Raw genomic sequence first — 16,697 nt, 5'->3', positions numbered from 1 at the left:
TCGCGACGCCCCAAAGGGCGGCGCAACACCTCAGCTCGGATCGCGCCAGCGGTTCACAATCGGATAGCGACGATCCAACCAGAATGCGCGCTGTGACAGCCGCGCCCCCGGCGCCGACTGAAAGCGCTTGTATTCGCTGATATAAATCAACCACTCGACTCGCTTGACCATTTCGCGGTCGTAGCCATCCGCCACAACCTCCGCCACCGAAAGCTCCCAGTCGATCAAGCGCTCAAGGATCGCGTCCAGCACCTCATAGGGCGGCAGGCTATCCTCATCTTTTTGATCCGGGCGCAGTTCCGCTGAGGGCGGTTTGTCGATGATGCTCACCGGGATCATTTCACCCGCAGGCGCCTGCATCCAAGGGCGGTGGTTGGCGTTACGCCAGCGGCACACATCAAACACCCGCGTTTTGTACATGTCTTTGATGGGGTTATACCCGCCGGACATATCCCCATAGATCGTGGCATAACCCACCGCGACCTCGGATTTATTCCCTGTCGTCAGCAGCATTTCACCGTTCTTATTGCTCAGCCCCATCAATAGCAGCCCGCGCAGACGGCTTTGGATGTTTTCCTCAGCAATGCCCGGCTCGGTGCCTGCGAAAAACGGCTCAAGCGCCTCGCTCACGGCAGCGCGTGGCCCGGAAATCGGCACGTTGTCCAACGGGCAGCCCAGCGCGCGGGCCGCCGTGGCCGCGTCATCCAGCGATCCTTGCGAAGTGTATTCAGACGGCAGCATCACGCAGCGCACATTCTCGGGCCCAAGCGCGTCGGCGGCAATACACGCCACAAGTGCGCTATCAACGCCCCCCGACATCCCCAGCAGCGCCTTTTTGAAACCAGCTTTGCCCATATAGTCCCGCAGGGCCAAAACCGTGGCGTGGTAATCCGCTTCGATCCCTTCTGGCGCGTGGGCTTTTTCGCCCTCGACGGCGACCCAGCCATCTTCGCCCAGTTCGAAATCGATGTGATCGATATGTTCCTCGAACGCGGGCAATTGGTGGGTCAGTTTGCCGTGGGGGTTCAGGACAAAACTTGCGCCATCAAACACCTGATCATCCTGCCCGCCCACAAGGTTCAGGTACACAGCCGGCAAACCTGTCTCAACGGTGCGCGACACGATATGCGCAAACCGCACGTCTTGCTTGCCCGTAAAGTAGGGGGAGCCGTTGGGGATCACGAGGATCTCGGCCCCTGTCTCCGCGAGGGTTTCTGCGACATCCTCAAACCACGCGTCCTCACAGATCGGCGTGCCAATCCCGACGCCCTTGATCCGGTAGGGGCCAGACACATCGCCGGATTGAAAGTAGCGCTTTTCGTCAAAGACTTTGTAGTTGGGCAGGTGGTGTTTCAGGACACGGGCAACTGTGCGACCCGCCTCAAACACGAACCACGCGTTGTGGGGTTTGTCGTCGCCCTCATTCCACCAAGGCGCACCAATGCCCAGCGCGGGGCCATCAGCGCAATCCTTGGCCAGCGCCTCTAGGTGGCGGGCACAATCGGCAACAAAGGCAGGTTTACGCACAAGGTCTTGGGGCTGATAGCCCGTCAAGAACATCTCGGGCAGCGCGACCATATCGGCGCCTGCGGCTTTGCCCGCAGCCCATGCGGCACGGGCCTTGTCGGCATTGCCCTCAAGGTCCCCCATCACTGGATTTAGCTGCGCGATTGTCAGGCGGAATGTGCTCGACATATGCCTCGTCTCCCCGTGTCGTCCCAGGTTGGTGCTCTTGCGGCAGTTTCCCTCTACCGACATCGCGCACGGAGGGAAAGCGCCGATCCCGGCTATCCCCCGCGCAGAGCGGGGAAAACCGTTGCCCCCGCCCTATCGGTCATTTAGCTTTGGGGCGAGCGATGTCACCGCATTCGTGGGGAGCAGACCGTGACGCATAAATCGACAGCCCTAATTCTGGCCACTATCCTAGCTTTTTCCGCGCCCAGCACCGCCTTGGCGCAGGAGGGTGAGATCGTCACCAAGCAATATGATGGTGGCGGGATATATGAGGGCACCTTTCTGGACGGCAAACAGCACGGCACCGGCACCTATCGGCTGCCCAATGGCTATGTCTACACCGGCGAATGGGCTGCGGGCGAAATCCGCGGCATGGGCACGGCTGAATTTCCGGATGGCTCGGTCTATACCGGGACGTTTGCGCGCGGAAAGCCCGAGGGCACGGGCAGCATAATCTTTGCCGATGGCGGCACCTATGAGGGCGACTGGCTGGACGGTAAAATCACCGGACGCGGGGTGGCCAATTACGCCAACGGCGTCCGTTATACCGGCAGTTTCGTAAACGCCCTACATGATGGTGATGGCATCATGGAAAGCACCACCGGCTACCGCTATGAGGGATCATGGGTGGACGGGATGAAGGACGGCACCGGGCTGATCACCTATCCCGATGGTGCCACCTACGAAGGCCAGATGGTCAAAGGCGCGCGTGAGGGACAAGGCACCCTGACCATGCCAGACGGCTTGGTCTATATCGGCAACTGGAAGGCAGGTCAGATCAACGGCTTGGGCCGCCTAACCCAGCCCAACGGTGACATCTATGAGGGCCTTTTGGTCAACGGCCAGCGCCACGGCACGGGTGCGGTCACCTATGCCAACGGCGATGTCTATGAGGGCGAGTTCTTTGAGGACAAGCGCCAAGGCCAAGGCATTTTCAAGGGCACAGACGGGTACCAATACGTCGGTTCTTGGGTCGATGGCCGGATTGAGGGCGAGGGTGAGGTCACCTATCCCGATGGCTCGGTCTACGTCGGCGGGTTCCGCAACGATCTGGCGCATGGCACCGGCAAGATCACCTATCCCGATGGCGCCACCTATGAGGGCGATTGGGTGGACGGCGTGATTGAGGGCACGGGCCGCGCGCAATATCCCAACGGTTTGCTGTATGTTGGGGAGTTTCTGAACGCCAAGAACCACGGCCAAGGCGTGATGACCTTTGCCGATGGCTACCGCTATGACGGCGCATGGGAAGACGGGCTGCGCCACGGCATGGGCACCGCGACCTATGCGGATGGCACGATCTATGTCGGGACCTTTGTGCAGGGCCAGCGCGACGGTGAGGGTAAGATCACGATGGCCGACGGCTTTGTCTATCAGGGCGGTTGGCAGGCCGGTGAAATCCACGGCCAAGGCACCGCGACCTATTCAAACGGCGACGTCTATGAGGGCAGCTTTGCCAAGGGCAAGCGGCAGGGTCCCGGCACCATGCGCTATGCCACGGGCGAGATCGAAAGCGGTGAGTGGGATCAGGGGCGGCTGTCTGCGTTGGCGGCCGAAGCTGAGGCTCCGGCGCAGGAAACTGACCCGACACCAGAGGTGGGCACCGCATCTGAGGCCCCGTCGGGTGAGGCCGCTTCGGATCAGGCCCCAGCGGATGAGGCCACACCAGACAACAGCAACGACGGCTAGACCGCGACGCCCGAGGGGTTTGCTTGGGGCATGTCGTCGTCCTCTAGGTAGAGGTGTGCGAACACCTGCGTCCAGATATCGTCGGGCGCGGTCAGTTCATTGGCAGTGACATAGCCAATGCCGGCTTCCTCTAGGGCCGCGGCTTTTGCATCGGCCAATGGCCCCGCATCCCGCGCGTTGCCAACAAAGTCCAGCGCCGCGACCGGCAGGCCCGCATCATCAAGGATCAAGATATCCACCCGCTGTGCCACAAAACCCGCGCGGGCTGCATCTTGGTCGGTTTGTGCCGCGCGGCGATCCACATGCAAAAACGCATCGAGCGACACTTGTGCGTGGAGCGTCATATCGGGGGCCTCAACCTCAAGCCGGTCGGTGATCATGTTGAACACCGCCAGATGGCCGGGCGTCATCAGACGCATGGCGTGGATCGCAACACGGGCGGGCGGCTTGGGTGCCGCAGGTGCGGCCCGGGGCAATGGCTGCATTTCCTGCGCGGGCGTGTAATCCGTATCCCACGAGCCGGATCCGCGCAGCGCATGCGCCTCAGCCTCTGCTGCGGCCTCTAGTTTGCGCAGGGCAGCGGCAGCAACGGTTTGCGCATCTTGGGCGCGTTTGTCTGCGTCGCCTGTGACGCTGCGGATCAGTTTTGCAAACATGAGAGTTTTGCCCGTTTTTATGTTCTCGATGATGCAAAGGTGACAGGCAAGGGTGGCGAAATGTGGGCGCTCCTGCGGGCTTTGTGCGGAAAAGTCTAAACGCTTTCGCCTTGCTCCATCTTCGCAAGGAACCGATCCGCGCGTTCCAAAACCTCGGCGCAATGGGTGTCGTCCATGCGATCCCACGTCCGGTACATCTGTGCCATGCGGGGGTTTTTGGCGAACCGTTCCCGGTGACGATTGAGGAACGCCCAATAGAGCGCGTTGAACGGACAGGCGTCGTCCCCGACCTTTTCCTTCACCTTATAGGCGCAGGTTTTGCAGTGGTCTGACATCTTGTTGATGTAGTTGCCGCCCGACACATAAGGCTTGGACCCCACGATGCCGCCGTCGGCGAACTGGCTCATGCCGATGACATTCGGGGCTTCGACCCATTCGTAAGCGTCCGCATAGACCGCAAGGTACCATTCGTGCACCTCAAACGGGTCGATCCCCGCCAAGAGAGCAAAGTTCCCCGTCACCATGAGCCGCTGGATATGGTGTGCATAGGCCTCGTCGCGGGTGGCGGCGACGGCGGTGGACATGCACTTCATCCGGGTGTCTGCACCCCAGTAGAGGGCGGGCAGCTTGCGAGTGTGGCCCAGCACGTTGCGGTGCATATAGTCGGGGCCTTCGCGGAAATAGATGCCACGCATGTATTCGCGCCACCCGATGATTTGACGAATAAACCCCTCAACCGCGTTCAAGGGTGCATGGCCCGCCCTGTAGGCCGCCTCAGCTGCATCGCAGGCTTCGCGCCAAGGCAGAAGGCCCGCGTTGATATACATCGAAATGACCGAGTGATAGAGAAAGCGATTGTCCGTGAGCATCGCATCCTGAAAATCACCGTACTTGGGCAGGGCGTGGTCGATGAAATGCGTAAGCGCCGCGCGAGCGCCCGCCCGGTCCGTGGCAAAGGAAAATGGCCGCAGGGTGCCGAAGTTGTCGGCAAACCGCACGTCAACCAGATCTAGCACCTCTCGGGTAGTCTCATCGGTTTGAAACTGAAGCGGGCCTTGGTGCGTGACCTCATCGGGGGCAGGTTTGCGGTTGTCGTGGTCGTAATTCCACTTGCCGCCCTCGGGCTGGTCGCCATCCATCAACAGCCCGGTTTTGCGCCGCATATCGCGGTAGAAATACTCCATCCGAAGCTGTTTGCGCCCCTCGGCCCATGCGTCGAATTCGGCGTGGCTGCACAAGAAACGGTCGTCAGGGAACTGGTGAACCGGTACGGGGCTGTCCTCTAGCGCGGAAATCACGCGCCATTCACCGGGTTCCGTGGCCAACACCTCAGCGGCACCGGTGTCGCCTGCGACCGCCAACAGGGCCGACACGATGCTGGTGTGGCCCTCATCCAGCGCGAAATAGCGCACATCCCAGCCATCAGCCCGCAGTTCAGCGGCGAATTTGCGCATGGCGGCGAACAGGAACGCGATCTTTTTGGGGTGATGCGGAACGTAAGAGGCCTCTTCCATGACTTCGGCCATGACCACCACGTCACGGGTTTTGTCAGCCTCGCGCAGAGCGCTGAGTTCGGGGGAAAGCTGGTCGCCCAGTACTAAGACAAGTTTCACCATGGCACCTGTGTGTTGGCCCAATCATAGAATTGGCCTGTGTCCTCGGGGCGGCGGGCATCCAGCACGCCCGCTAAATTGGCTGCTGCCTCTTGGGGCGGGACGGAAGGGTAGCGGCCTAGATATTTTTGGGTGAACGGCGTGGCGACAGTGCCCGGGTGCAGCGCAATCAGGCAGGCCTGTTTGTGGGTGCGCGCAAGCTCAATCGCGGCGGTATGGACAACTTGGTTCACCCCCGCCTTGGCCGTGCGGTAACTGACCCAGCCACCGATTTTATTGTCGCCGATGCTGCCCACCCGCGCCGACAAAACCGCGACCACGCTGGGGGATTTGCGCGGGATCAACCGCCACACATGTTTGAGCACGAGGGCAGGCCCCAGCGTATTAAGGCGAAACTGGGCCATCATCGCCTCTGGCTCCAGCGCCTTGATCGTCCGCTCTGGTTGATGGCCGTCAATTTCCAGCGCACCGGTGGCCACGATGATCCGGGCAAACGGCTCTTCTAGCGCGCCCAAAGTGGCCGCAACGCTGGCCTCATCGGTCACGTCCAGCCCGTCGGCGCGACGCGAAAGGGCCGTTACATCATAGCGCTGTGCCAATTCGGCCACCAACGCCTGTCCGATCCCGCCGGACGCTCCTATCACCAGTGCTTTTTCCATGACCCGCACCTAGCGCGGGGGTTTATCAAGACAATTTGATTTAACCTCTTTTCAAACCGCGACGCAGACGTATGATGCTGCGCAATGACACAGCGTCCACATATCCCCACCGGCAGAGCCTACGCTCTCCTAGACGCAAGCCTGCTTCTTAGCCGCCTCTGAGCGTGCCTTTTGGCGCGACCGCTCAGGGGAGGATCAGCGCCAGTCACCAAAAAACGCACAGAAGCATAGAGACAAATACCATGACACAGAACCGCGTTTCGCCAGAGGCAAACAAAGACAAAGTCGTAATTTTCGACACCACGTTGCGCGACGGTGAGCAAAGCCCCGGCGCCACTATGACCCACGACGAAAAGGTCGAAATCGCCGAGATGCTCGACGAAATGGGTGTAGATATTATCGAAGCGGGCTTTCCCATCGCCTCGGACGGCGATTTTGAAGCCGTTTCCGAGATTGCGCGCCGATCGAAGAATTCGGTGATCTGCGGGCTGGCACGGGCCAACTTCAAAGACATCGACCGTTGCTTTGAGGCCGTGAAACACGCCGCCAAGCCACGTATTCACACGTTTATCGGCACTTCGCCGCTGCACCGCGCCATCCCGAACCTCACCATGGATGAGATGGCCGACAAGATCCACGAAACGGTCACCCATGCCCGCAACCTGTGTGACAACGTGCAGTGGTCGCCGATGGATGCGACCCGGACCGAGTGGGATTATCTCGCGCGCGTTGTTGAGATTGCGATCAAGGCCGGCGCAACCACGATCAACATCCCCGACACCGTGGGCTACACCGCACCGCGCGAAAGTGCGGACCTGATCCGGCGTCTGATCGCCGAAGTGCCCGGGGCTGACGCTGTGATTTTCGCTACGCATTGTCATAACGACCTTGGCATGGCGACCGCAAACGCGCTGGCCGCAGTTGAGGGCGGCGCGCGCCAAATCGAGTGTACGATCAACGGCTTGGGTGAGCGCGCGGGCAACACCGCCCTCGAAGAGGTTGTGATGGCCCTGAAGGTGCGCGGCGATATCATGCCTTACACCACCGGGATTGAGACGACCAAGCTGATGGCGATTTCGCGTCGCGTGGCCTCTGTTTCGGGCTTCCCGGTGCAGTTCAACAAAGCGATCGTCGGCAAGAACGCCTTTGCGCACGAAAGCGGTATCCACCAAGATGGGATGCTCAAGAACGCGGAAACGTTTGAGATTATGCGCCCCGAGGACGTGGGCCTGTCCGAGACGAACCTTGTGATGGGCAAACACTCAGGCCGGGCCGCGCTGCGGTCCAAGTTGGGTGAGTTGGGCTATGAGCTGGCCGACAACCAACTGGCCGACGTGTTTGTGCGGTTCAAGGCGCTAGCGGACCGCAAGAAGGAAATCTATGACGACGACCTGATCGCGCTGATGCAGGATGAGGAACGCTCTGGCGAGGACCGCATCAAGGTGGAATACCTGCGTGTGGTGTGCGGCACCGAAGGTCCGCAAGAGGCGACCTTGCGTCTGGCCATCGACGGCGAAAGCGTTTCCGCAGACGCGACCGGCGACGGCCCTGTGGATGCGGCGTTCAACGCGGTCAAAGCCTTGGTCGCGCACTCGGCCCGCCTGCAATTGTATCAAGTGTCCGCCGTGACCGAAGGGACCGATGCGCAGGCCACCGTGACCGTGCGGATGGAAGAAGACGGCCGGATCGTTTCGGGCCAATCGGCGGATACGGACACGGTCGTGGCTTCGGTCCGGGCCTACGTCAACGCGCTCAACCGGCTGATGGTGCGCCGCGAAAAGTCCGGCTCTGACGCGCGAGAAATCCGCTATACGGACGCCGCTGGCTAGGCGGGTTACGCCCTTCGCAATGCGGTCCCCGCGTTGCGCTGCCCAAGATATGCACCCTGCCGCGAGACACCCTCACGGCAGGGTGTTTTCATGCGCAGGGATTAACGTCGCCTTGAATTGATGGCCGAGGCTGACCCGCCAATCACGCGCACCTCTGCCCCAAGATTGCCGCCAATTGGCCAAATTCACCGCCCAACGCCGCATGAAGGCATCACAACAGCGAAATATGGCCGACAATTTAAGGATCGGCCTTTACCCTTTCTTCGCGCGAAGCCATTAACTGTAACCAGAGGCGGGCATGTCTGTCTGCGTTGGCGATTTCACCGAGGATAACAAAAATGGCATTCGGGTTCGGGGGTTTGTTCTCCTCAGACATGGCAATCGACCTTGGGACGGCCAACACGTTGGTCTACGTCAAGGGTAAGGGCGTGGTGTTGAGCGAGCCTTCGGTCGTCGCCTACCATACCAAAGGTGGCCGCAAAGAGGTGCTGGCCGTGGGCGAAGACGCCAAGCTGATGCTGGGCCGAACGCCCGGCTCGGTTGAGGCGATCCGCCCCATGCGTGACGGCGTCATCGCGGACTTCGATACCGCCGAGGAAATGATCAAGCATTTCATCCGCAAGGTTCACAAACGCACGACCTTTACCAAGCCCAAGATCATCGTCTGTGTGCCCCATGGGGCCACCCCGGTTGAAAAACGCGCCATTCGTCAGTCCGTTCTGGGAGCTGGCGCGCGCAAAGCCGGCCTGATCGCCGAACCGATTGCGGCCGCGATTGGTGCGGGCATGCCCATCACGGACCCCACCGGATCCATGGTTGTGGACATCGGTGGCGGGACGACCGAGGTCGCGGTCCTGTCGCTGGGCGATATCGTTTACGCGCGCTCCGTACGCGTGGGTGGCGACCGGATGGACGAAGCGGTGATTGCGTATTTGCGGCGTCACCAGAACCTTTTGGTTGGTGAGGCCACCGCTGAGCGGATCAAGACCTCAATCGGGACCGCGAGGATGCCTGACGACGGGCGCGGCGCGTCCATGACCATCCGTGGTCGGGACCTTTTGAATGGTGTCCCCAAGGAAACAGAGATCACTCAGGCACAAGTGTGTGAGGCACTGGCCGAACCCGTGCAGCAAATCTGCGAAGCCGTTATGCAAGCGCTTGAGAGCACGCCGCCTGATTTGGCCGCGGACATTGTGGACCGCGGTGTAATGTTGACGGGTGGTGGCGCGCTCTTGGGTGATCTGGATTTGGCACTGCGTGAGCAGACCGGGCTGGCCATTTCGGTGGCCGACGAGTCGCTCAATTGTGTGGCTTTGGGCACCGGCAAGGCGCTTGAATACGAAAAGCTCCTGCGCCACGTTATCGACTACGACAGCTAAACCCGGCTGCAACGTTAACCTCGCCCAAGCGGAGACCCGATGGCCCGCAACTCTGACACAGAGTTTTACCAGCGCCCTGTGCGTCGCCTCATTCTGGGGCTGATGATCTTTGTGTTGGTGGCAATTGTCCTGCTGTGGCGGATTGATAACCCACGTGCGGAGCGTATTCGGTCCATGCTTGTGGATGCCGTGGTTCCGAACGTTGAATGGGCCATGGTGCCCGTGACCAAGCTGAGCCGTTTGGTGCAGGATTTTGAAGGCTACACCCGCGTCTATGAGCAGAACCAAGACCTGCGCCGTGAGTTACAACAGATGAAGGCCTGGCGTGAAGCGGCCCTTCAGCTAGAGCAGGAAAATGCGCGGCTTTTGGACCTCAACAAGGTGCGGTTGTCGCCGGAATTGACGTTTGTCACTGGGGTCGTCTTGACCGACAGCGGCAGCCCCTTTCGCCGGTCCGTGCTGCTGAACATCGGGGCGAATGACGGTATTCGCGATGGATGGGCGGCCGTGGACGGGCTGGGCGTAGTAGGCCGGATCGCAGGCGTGGGTGACAACACCGCGCGCGTGATCCTTGTGACCGACCCTGTCAGCCGCATTCCCGTAACGATCCAACCCTCTGGCAAGCAAGCGATTTTGACAGGTGACACCACCGCCGCGCCACTGATCGAGTTTTTGGAACGCACGACCGAGGTGCGCCCCGGTGATAGGGTCGTGACATCGGGCGATGGCGGCGTATTTCCCGCCGATCTTTTGGTTGGTCAAATGGCCCAAGGCCCAGACCAACGCTGGCGCGTTCAGCTGTCTGCGGATGCGGAACGATTGGAGTTTTTGCGGGTCTTGCGCGCGCGGCCGGTGCCTGCGCTTGATACAATGGGCGGGTTGATCGCACCCGTGCGCCCCCCGATCCAAGGGCCGCAATTGCCCCCGGACCCGGAGGGCTAAGCATGGCCCCCTATGCCGTCTGGAAACAACGCGCTTTGCTCGCAGGCCTTCTGAGCCTGATCATTTTTACCAGCCTTCTGCCGCTTGGCCCGATGTTCGGCGGCATTCCGGGCCCAGACTTGGCCATGTGCCTGTTGTTCGCGTTTGTGCTGCGCCGCCCCGATTATGTGCCCCTTGGGCTGGTCTTGGTGATGGTGTTCGCGGCGGACGCGTTATTGATGCGCCCCCTTGGTTTGTGGACCCTGATCATGCTGGTCGCGACAGAATTCCTGCGCCGCAGTGTGGTCCAGACAGAGGCCCTTACCCCCGCAGAGGAATTCGGCCAAATCCTGCCGGTCATGCTGGCATGCTTTATCGCCGAACGCCTTATCCTATTGGCCCTACTGGCCGAGCCGCCCGTTTTTTTCAGCCAAGTCATCCACGTTGGGATGACACTCGTGTTTTACCCGATTATCGTTCTGTTCACCCACAGCGTGCTAGGCGTGCGACGCCTGCAACCCGGCGAAGTTGACACTTTGGGAGGGCGCGCATGAAGCGCAATGTCAAAGACAGCGAAGACAGCCTGCGGCGCATCACTCGGCGCGCTGCAATTGTGGGTGGGTTAAAGCTGGCGTTTATTGGTTTGCTCGCGGGGCGCATGCGCCAGCTACAGGTGGAGGACGCGGATCAATACCGCCTTTTGGCCGAGGAAAACCGCATTAACGTGCGTCTGCTCGCGCCCGCTCGGGGGCTGATGTTTGATCGCAACGGCACCCTTTTGGCGGACAATGCGCAGAACTATTCCGTGACGATTGTGCGCGAAGACACCGATGACGTTGAGGCCACGATTGAGCAATTGCGCGCCCTGATCCCACTAGATGAGGGGCAATTGCAGCGAGCGTTGCGAGAGATGCGTCGCCGGTCGCCCTTTGTGCCCGTGACGCTGGCGGATGGCCTGACGTGGAAAGAATTCTCAATCGTTGCTGTGAATGCCCCTGCGTTGCCGGGCCTTTACCCTGAGGTGGGGCTGCTGCGCCGCTATCCGCTGGGCGCGGATTTTGCCCATACCATCGGCTACGTGGGCCGTGTGACGGAACGGGATTTGGCCAACCAAGAGGACCGCGACCCGCTGTTGCAGATGCCACAGTTCAAGATCGGTAAGTTCGGGGCAGAGGCCAAGCTGGAGGATATTTTGCGCGGTAAAGCCGGGTCGCGCCGCATTGAGGTCAACGCGTTAGGGCGCGTGATGCGCGAGCTGGGCCGTGAAGAAGGCCAGCGCGGCGCGAGCGTGCAGATGACCATGGACGCCAACCTGCAAAACTACGTCCAAGCCCGACTTGGCGACGAAAGCGCCAGCGCCGTGGTGATGGATGTCGAAACCGGTGACCTGGTCGCGGCCGTATCCTCGCCCAGCTATGACCCCAACAAATTCGTCGATGGCATCAGCCAAAGCGATTTTGATCTGTTGCGCGACAACGATCATCGCCCCCTGCACAATAAGATCGCACAAGGCCTCTATCCCCCGGGTTCGACCTTCAAAATGGTCACGCTTTTGGCAGCTCTTGAGGCCGGTTTGATCACGCCGGAGGAACGTATCCAATGCAACGGTGTGCTGCGCGTAGGCGGCCGGCGGGCACACTGTTGGAAACGTGCCGGACATGGGCCCGTGGACCTGAAAAAATCCCTCGTGGAGAGTTGTGACGTCTATTACTACGACATCTCTATGCGGGTCGGGATTGAAAAGATCGCCGAAATGGCCCGCAAGCTGGGCCTGGGCGTGGCGCATGACGTGGACATGACCTCGATCTCCAGCGGGTTGATCCCGAACAAGGATTGGAAATTTGCAAACCGCGGTGAGGAATGGGTGATCGGCGACACGGTCAACGCCTCAATCGGGCAGGGTTTTGTGCTGTCATCCCCGCTGCAACTGGCCGTTATGACCGCGCGGCTGGCCACGGGACGCACGATCATGCCCCGCATGGTGAAATCCGTTGATGGGGTTGAGCAACCGATTGAAAACGGCCCGGACATGGGGCTGAACCCGCTCCACCTGCAATGGGTCCGTGAGGCGATGTATGACGTCAATAACGGGCGACGCGGGACTGCGCGGGCCAGCCGCATCATGACCGAGGAACACAAGTGGGCTGGCAAAACAGGCACGAGCCAAGTGCGCAACATCACCCCAGCCGAACGCGCGCGCGGGGTGTTTCGCAACGCCGACCTGCCGTGGAACCGGCGCGACCACGCCTTATACGTGGGCTTTGCACCCTTTGACGCTCCAAAATATGCGATCTCGGTGGTGGTTGAGCATGGCGGCGGCGGGTCATCTGCGGCAGCACCCGTCGCGCGGGACATCATGTTGCAAGCGCTGCACGGCGGGCTGCCGCCCTTGGATGCCTATCCATCGGATCAGCGACGTGAGATTGAAGAAATGCAAAACGCCCTGCCGCTACGTCCGCCAGGCCCAAGTTCATCGGGGCGAACCCGGGCATGAGTTATCTTGAGTACAATGTCGCGCAGGTCCCATCGGGTCTGCGCAAAGTGCTGCACCTGAACTGGGCGCTGGTCATTCTGATCGCGGCCGTTGTCGCCATAGGTGTCATGCAGTTGTACTCAGTTGCGGGCGGCTCCTGGAGACCATGGGCTGAACCACAATTGAAGCGGTTTGGCCTCGGGTTGGCCGCGATGTTTGTCGTCGCGATGATCCCCATCTGGCTTTGGCGCAACCTATCCGCATTGCTATTCGCCATCTCTATTGCGTTGCTTTTGGCAGTGGAGTTCGTGGGCGTTGTCGGCATGGGCGCACAGCGCTGGATCGACCTAGGTTTCATGCGCTTACAACCCTCTGAGCTTACAAAAATCACGTTGGTTATGATGCTGGCGGCATATTACGACTGGCTCCCGGCTGAGAAAGCTTCGCGACCGATTTGGGTGATCATCCCCGTGGCTCTGATCCTGCTGCCGGTGATGTTGACGCTGATGCAGCCGGACCTTGGAACCGCAATTTTGTTGCTGGTGGGCGGCGGGGCGATGATGTTTTTCGCGGGCGTCCACTGGGCCTATTTTGCGACCGTGATCGCGGCGGGTGTGGGGCTGGTGACCGCGGTTTTGCAATCCAAGGGCACCAGTTGGCAAATCCTGAAAGACTACCAATACCGCCGCATCGACACCTTTCTTGACCCCGAAACCGACCCCTTGGGCGCGGGCTACCACATTACGCAATCCAAGATCGCGCTTGGATCAGGTGGCTGGACCGGGCGCGGCTATATGCAGGGCACGCAATCACGGCTGAATTTTTTGCCGGAAAAGCACACGGATTTCATCTTTACCACACTGGCTGAGGAATTTGGGTTTATCGGCGCGCTGTCGCTGCTGACGCTTTACACGCTGATCATCGTGTTTTGCGTCATCTCGGCGTTGCGCAACCGGGACAGGTTTTCATCCCTCGTCACACTGGGCATCGCGGTGACGTTCTTTTTGTTCTTTGCCGTGAACATGTCGATGGTTATGGGCTTGGCCCCGGTTGTCGGCGTGCCCTTGCCCCTTGTCAGCTATGGCGGCTCTGCCATGTTGGTTCTCATGGTCGGCTTTGGGGTCGTCCAATCCGCACATATCCATCGACCAAGGACCCGTAATGGTTAATATCCTCTTCGCCGACCGCCCCGAAATGTGGTCGGACTACGCCCCCCATTTGCGCCGCGCACTCGATGCTGAGGGCCTCACGCATGCGGTCATCGCGCCCGAAATGGAGCCGCAGGACGTGGACTATATCGTTTACGCTCCCTCCAGCTTTGTCCAAGATTTCCGGCCCTATACGCGGCTGAAAGGGGTTATGAACCTCTGGGCGGGCGTCGAGGATGTCATCGGGAATGAGACACTGACCGCGCCTTTGATGCGCATGGTCGATCCGGGGTTAACCGATGGCATGGTGCAATGGGTGCTGGCCCACACGCTGCGGCACCATATGGACATCGACACCCATATCCACGGCCAAGACGGTGAGTGGCGATCTGGGCGGGCGATGACCCCCCTTATGTCTCGGCGCAAGGTCGGCATTTTGGGCTTGGGCGAATTGGGCGGGGCCTGCGGCGCGGCCCTCGCGGGGCTCGGATTTCAGGTTATGGGCTGGAGCCGGTCACCCAAGAACGTGCCCGGCGTCACCAACTACACCGGCGAGGACGGCTTGAACGAGGTCTTGAGCAACGCTGAGATCCTCATTCTTCTAACGCCCCTAACCTCCAAGACTGAAAACCTGTTAAACGCCGAGCGGCTCAGCCGAATGCCCAAAGGGGCCTTTGTGCTCAACCCCGGGCGCGGCGGATTGGTGGATGATGCCGCCCTTTTGGCGGCGCTGGACAGTGGCGCAATTGCGCACGCCACGCTTGATACATTCCGGGTGGAGCCCTTACCACCAGAGCACGCATATTGGTCCCATCCGCGCGTAACCGTCACCCCGCACATCGCAAGCGAGACTCGATCTGATACTGCATCCGAGCAGATCGCAGCCAATATCGCACGGTGTGAGCGCGGCGAGCCCTTCCTATACGTCGTGGACAGAACAGACCTATGACGTAGATTCGCCGCCCCCCTGCCCCGGTTTCCACGCTTACGCCTTGGATGCGTTCAAACTGTTGCTGGCAGGTGACCGATTGGGCGTAGGCGGCGCTACAGTGGCCACCCAAGACGTACACTGTCACCGAAACCTATTGTTTCTTTTACAGAACTTGAGTTGATGGCGGGCATCAGGCGATACTAGAGCCATCACGGTGGGGGCCGTCATGCTGAAAGTCTGCCATGAATTCCGCCTTCAGGTCGTCCCCCCTTACGCGCCCTTCACAGCAGGCAGCTGCGCTTCGGCCCCACGGCTCATTCGATCTGGCATGGCTAAATGCACAAGGGCACCCGGAATGGGAAACTCGGGTTTTACCTGTATCAGATGTGATAGATGCAGCAGTCTCTAGCCTTGCACGGGGCACCCTGCTCAGCACGCCTGACGGCCAGATCGCAGTTGAAGATTTGAACCCCGGCATGATGGTTAACACAGCCAGTGGCCCACCGGCGCAGGTGCAGTGGATCGGCTCTCACTGCTATGCCGAAGGTACCGCCCCGAACACTGAAACGCGCGCGCCGCTGTACCGGGTCTGCGCCGGGGCGTTTGGCCATAACGCACCGGCGCACGATTTGGTGCTGGCCCATGCTGCAGCCGTTCTGTTGCGCACTCCCGCATGTCGCAAGCTGATTGGTCAGGACATGGGCTTTGCGCCAATCACTGCCTTTGAAGACAGCTATAACGTCACCCGCATCCTGCCCGCTGGTGAGATGACCGTGTACAATATCGCCCTGCGAAACCATGAGGCAGTCATTGCAAACGGCCTCCCCATAGAGACTTTTCACCCCTGCCGAAACGCAAGCCACCTGTTGAACCAAGACGGCCTGCGCGAACTGGCACGATTGTTCCCACACCTCAGTGCGCGCAACGGGTTTGGACCGCAGCGTGTGGCACATCTTTCTTTGTCAGAGACCCGCAGTCTTGGGCTATTCTAGCGTCGCGTGCACTTAGGCGATCTGCTCAAGCCGCTGTTCCAACACGTCAAATGGAACGCCCGGCTCATCCTTGGCACCGCGAATTACCAGTGAGGTTTTGACGCTCGCCACGTTTTCCGCAGATGTAAGCTGCCCAGTCAAAAAGCTTTGAAAGCTCGACAAATCCGGCGCCACACATTTCAGAATGAAATCAATTTCGCCGTTCAGCATGTGACACTCACGCACCAATGGCCACTCAGCACATTTGGCTTCAAACGCACTAAGGTCGGTTTCGGCTTGCGAATGCAGACCAACCATAGCGAACACTTGCACTTCAAAACCCAGCGCGCGGGCGTCTACATCGGCATGAAATCCACGGATATATCCAGCTTCTTCGAGGCTGCGGACACGGCGCAAACAGGGCGGTGCGCTGATGCCCACCCGCTTGGCCAGCTCAACGTTGGTCATGCGCCCATCGGCCTGTAGCTCTGCTAGAATCATTCTATCGATTGGATCTAATTTTGATATCGCCACGGTCCGATTTCCTCCACGCCTCAATTTTCATATCTTACATTGCGCGCCAAACATGCGCAACAATGTTTCACCCCAACGCAAGAAATGCGAAGCTCTAATCGAGCCCTTCCATCCCTCGCCTGCGCCGCTTATATCGGGCTGCCAGCGTATTTTCAGGAGG

Annotated in this window: 14 protein-coding genes; 9 read left to right on the top strand and 5 right to left on the bottom strand. The window is 60.1% G+C overall.

What is annotated here, in order from left to right; all coding sequences use genetic code 11:
- Positions 1–30: 30 nt before the first annotated feature.
- Positions 31–1,695, bottom strand: a complete 1,665-nt coding sequence (locus tag PM04_RS05595; protein WP_038004488.1) for an NAD+ synthase — start codon at positions 1,693–1,695, stop codon at positions 31–33.
- Positions 1,696–1,884: 189 nt separating this feature from the next.
- Here PM04_RS05595 and PM04_RS05590 point away from each other — a divergent pair, with 189 nt between their 5' ends.
- Positions 1,885–3,423, top strand: a complete 1,539-nt coding sequence (locus PM04_RS05590; RefSeq protein WP_052068213.1) for an MORN repeat-containing protein — start codon at positions 1,885–1,887, stop codon at positions 3,421–3,423.
- On the opposite strand, the gene PM04_RS05585 is transcribed toward PM04_RS05590, so the two are convergent.
- The 3 genes from PM04_RS05585 to PM04_RS05575 all read right to left on the bottom strand — a co-directional run bounded on the left by PM04_RS05585 (position 3,420) and on the right by PM04_RS05575 (position 6,351).
- Complete coding sequence (locus PM04_RS05585) at positions 3,420–4,079, bottom strand: DUF2726 domain-containing protein (protein WP_038004487.1); 660 nt, start codon at positions 4,077–4,079, stop codon at positions 3,420–3,422. The genes PM04_RS05590 and PM04_RS05585 overlap by 4 nt on opposite strands.
- A 95-nt stretch (positions 4,080–4,174) precedes the next feature.
- On the bottom strand, positions 4,175–5,695 hold the full coding sequence (locus PM04_RS05580; protein WP_038004485.1) for a cryptochrome/photolyase family protein: 1,521 nt from the start codon (positions 5,693–5,695) through the stop codon (positions 4,175–4,177).
- Positions 5,689–6,351, bottom strand: a complete 663-nt coding sequence (locus PM04_RS05575) for an SDR family NAD(P)-dependent oxidoreductase (protein ID WP_038004483.1) — start codon at positions 6,349–6,351, stop codon at positions 5,689–5,691. Before PM04_RS05575 ends, PM04_RS05580 begins: the two co-directional genes overlap by 7 nt.
- Positions 6,352–6,593: 242 nt before the next feature.
- Between PM04_RS05575 and PM04_RS05570 the strand changes: the two genes are divergently transcribed.
- The 8 genes from PM04_RS05570 (at position 6,594) to PM04_RS05535 (ending at position 16,024) form a co-directional block, all read left to right on the top strand.
- A complete protein-coding gene (locus PM04_RS05570) occupies positions 6,594–8,180 on the top strand; it encodes a 2-isopropylmalate synthase (RefSeq protein WP_038004481.1) in 1,587 nt (528 codons plus the stop codon).
- Positions 8,181–8,518: 338 nt separating this feature from the next.
- Positions 8,519–9,559, top strand: a complete 1,041-nt coding sequence (locus PM04_RS05565; protein WP_038004479.1) for a rod shape-determining protein — start codon at positions 8,519–8,521, stop codon at positions 9,557–9,559.
- A gap of 39 nt (positions 9,560–9,598) precedes the next feature.
- The gene (gene mreC / locus PM04_RS05560) at positions 9,599–10,501 is read left to right on the top strand and encodes a rod shape-determining protein MreC (protein WP_038004477.1); all 903 of its coding nucleotides are present in this window, start codon (positions 9,599–9,601) and stop codon (positions 10,499–10,501) included.
- 2 nt (positions 10,502–10,503) lie between these two features.
- Positions 10,504–11,034 (top strand): hypothetical protein, encoded by a 531-nt coding sequence (locus PM04_RS05555; RefSeq protein ID WP_052068212.1) that lies wholly within the window; start codon positions 10,504–10,506, stop codon positions 11,032–11,034.
- Positions 11,031–12,974, top strand: a complete 1,944-nt coding sequence (gene mrdA, locus PM04_RS05550; protein ID WP_038004474.1) for a penicillin-binding protein 2 — start codon at positions 11,031–11,033, stop codon at positions 12,972–12,974. The genes PM04_RS05555 and mrdA overlap by 4 nt, the downstream gene beginning before the upstream one ends.
- Positions 12,971–14,122 carry a rod shape-determining protein RodA gene (gene rodA, locus PM04_RS05545; RefSeq protein WP_038004473.1) on the top strand — a complete coding sequence of 384 codons (1,152 nt, stop codon included), beginning with the start codon at positions 12,971–12,973 and terminating at the stop codon, positions 14,120–14,122. Before mrdA ends, rodA begins: the two co-directional genes overlap by 4 nt.
- Positions 14,115–15,050, top strand: a complete 936-nt coding sequence (locus PM04_RS05540; protein WP_038004471.1) for an NAD(P)-dependent oxidoreductase — start codon at positions 14,115–14,117, stop codon at positions 15,048–15,050. The genes rodA and PM04_RS05540 overlap by 8 nt, the downstream gene beginning before the upstream one ends.
- 368 nt (positions 15,051–15,418) lie before the next feature.
- Positions 15,419–16,024 (top strand): Hint domain-containing protein, encoded by a 606-nt coding sequence (locus PM04_RS05535; RefSeq protein WP_052068211.1) that lies wholly within the window; start codon positions 15,419–15,421, stop codon positions 16,022–16,024.
- Positions 16,025–16,036: 12 nt separating this feature from the next.
- On the opposite strand, the gene PM04_RS05530 is transcribed toward PM04_RS05535, so the two are convergent.
- Positions 16,037–16,537, bottom strand: coding sequence for an Lrp/AsnC family transcriptional regulator (locus PM04_RS05530; RefSeq protein WP_038004469.1), 501 nt, complete (start codon positions 16,535–16,537; stop codon positions 16,037–16,039).
- Between the last annotated feature and the right edge of the window lie 160 nt (positions 16,538–16,697).

The sequence above is a fragment of the Thalassobacter sp. 16PALIMAR09 genome (assembly GCF_000765485.1).
GTDB classification, from domain to species: Bacteria; Pseudomonadota; Alphaproteobacteria; order Rhodobacterales; family Rhodobacteraceae; genus Thalassobacter; species Thalassobacter stenotrophicus.
Note: the sequence above shows the minus strand (reverse complement) of the source record. Positions and strands in the feature narration are given on the sequence as shown.

What these genes read in the sequence shown, in the direction of transcription:
- mreC (WP_038004477.1), top strand. Translation starts at nt 9,599, where the DNA reads ATGGCCCGCAACTCTGACACAGAGTTTTACCAGCGCCCTGTGCGTCGC.
- PM04_RS05570 (WP_038004481.1), top strand. Translation starts at nt 6,594, where the DNA reads ATGACACAGAACCGCGTTTCGCCAGAGGCAAACAAAGACAAAGTCGTA.
- rodA (WP_038004473.1), top strand. Translation starts at nt 12,971, where the DNA reads ATGAGTTATCTTGAGTACAATGTCGCGCAGGTCCCATCGGGTCTGCGC.
- PM04_RS05595 (WP_038004488.1), bottom strand. Translation starts at nt 1,695, where the DNA reads ATGTCGAGCACATTCCGCCTGACAATCGCGCAGCTAAATCCAGTGATG.
- PM04_RS05555 (WP_052068212.1), top strand. Translation starts at nt 10,504, where the DNA reads ATGGCCCCCTATGCCGTCTGGAAACAACGCGCTTTGCTCGCAGGCCTT.
- PM04_RS05565 (WP_038004479.1), top strand. Translation starts at nt 8,519, where the DNA reads ATGGCATTCGGGTTCGGGGGTTTGTTCTCCTCAGACATGGCAATCGAC.
- PM04_RS05540 (WP_038004471.1), top strand. Translation starts at nt 14,115, where the DNA reads ATGGTTAATATCCTCTTCGCCGACCGCCCCGAAATGTGGTCGGACTAC.
- mrdA (WP_038004474.1), top strand. Translation starts at nt 11,031, where the DNA reads ATGAAGCGCAATGTCAAAGACAGCGAAGACAGCCTGCGGCGCATCACT.
- PM04_RS05580 (WP_038004485.1), bottom strand. Translation starts at nt 5,695, where the DNA reads ATGGTGAAACTTGTCTTAGTACTGGGCGACCAGCTTTCCCCCGAACTC.
- PM04_RS05575 (WP_038004483.1), bottom strand. Translation starts at nt 6,351, where the DNA reads ATGGAAAAAGCACTGGTGATAGGAGCGTCCGGCGGGATCGGACAGGCG.
- PM04_RS05585 (WP_038004487.1), bottom strand. Translation starts at nt 4,079, where the DNA reads ATGTTTGCAAAACTGATCCGCAGCGTCACAGGCGACGCAGACAAACGC.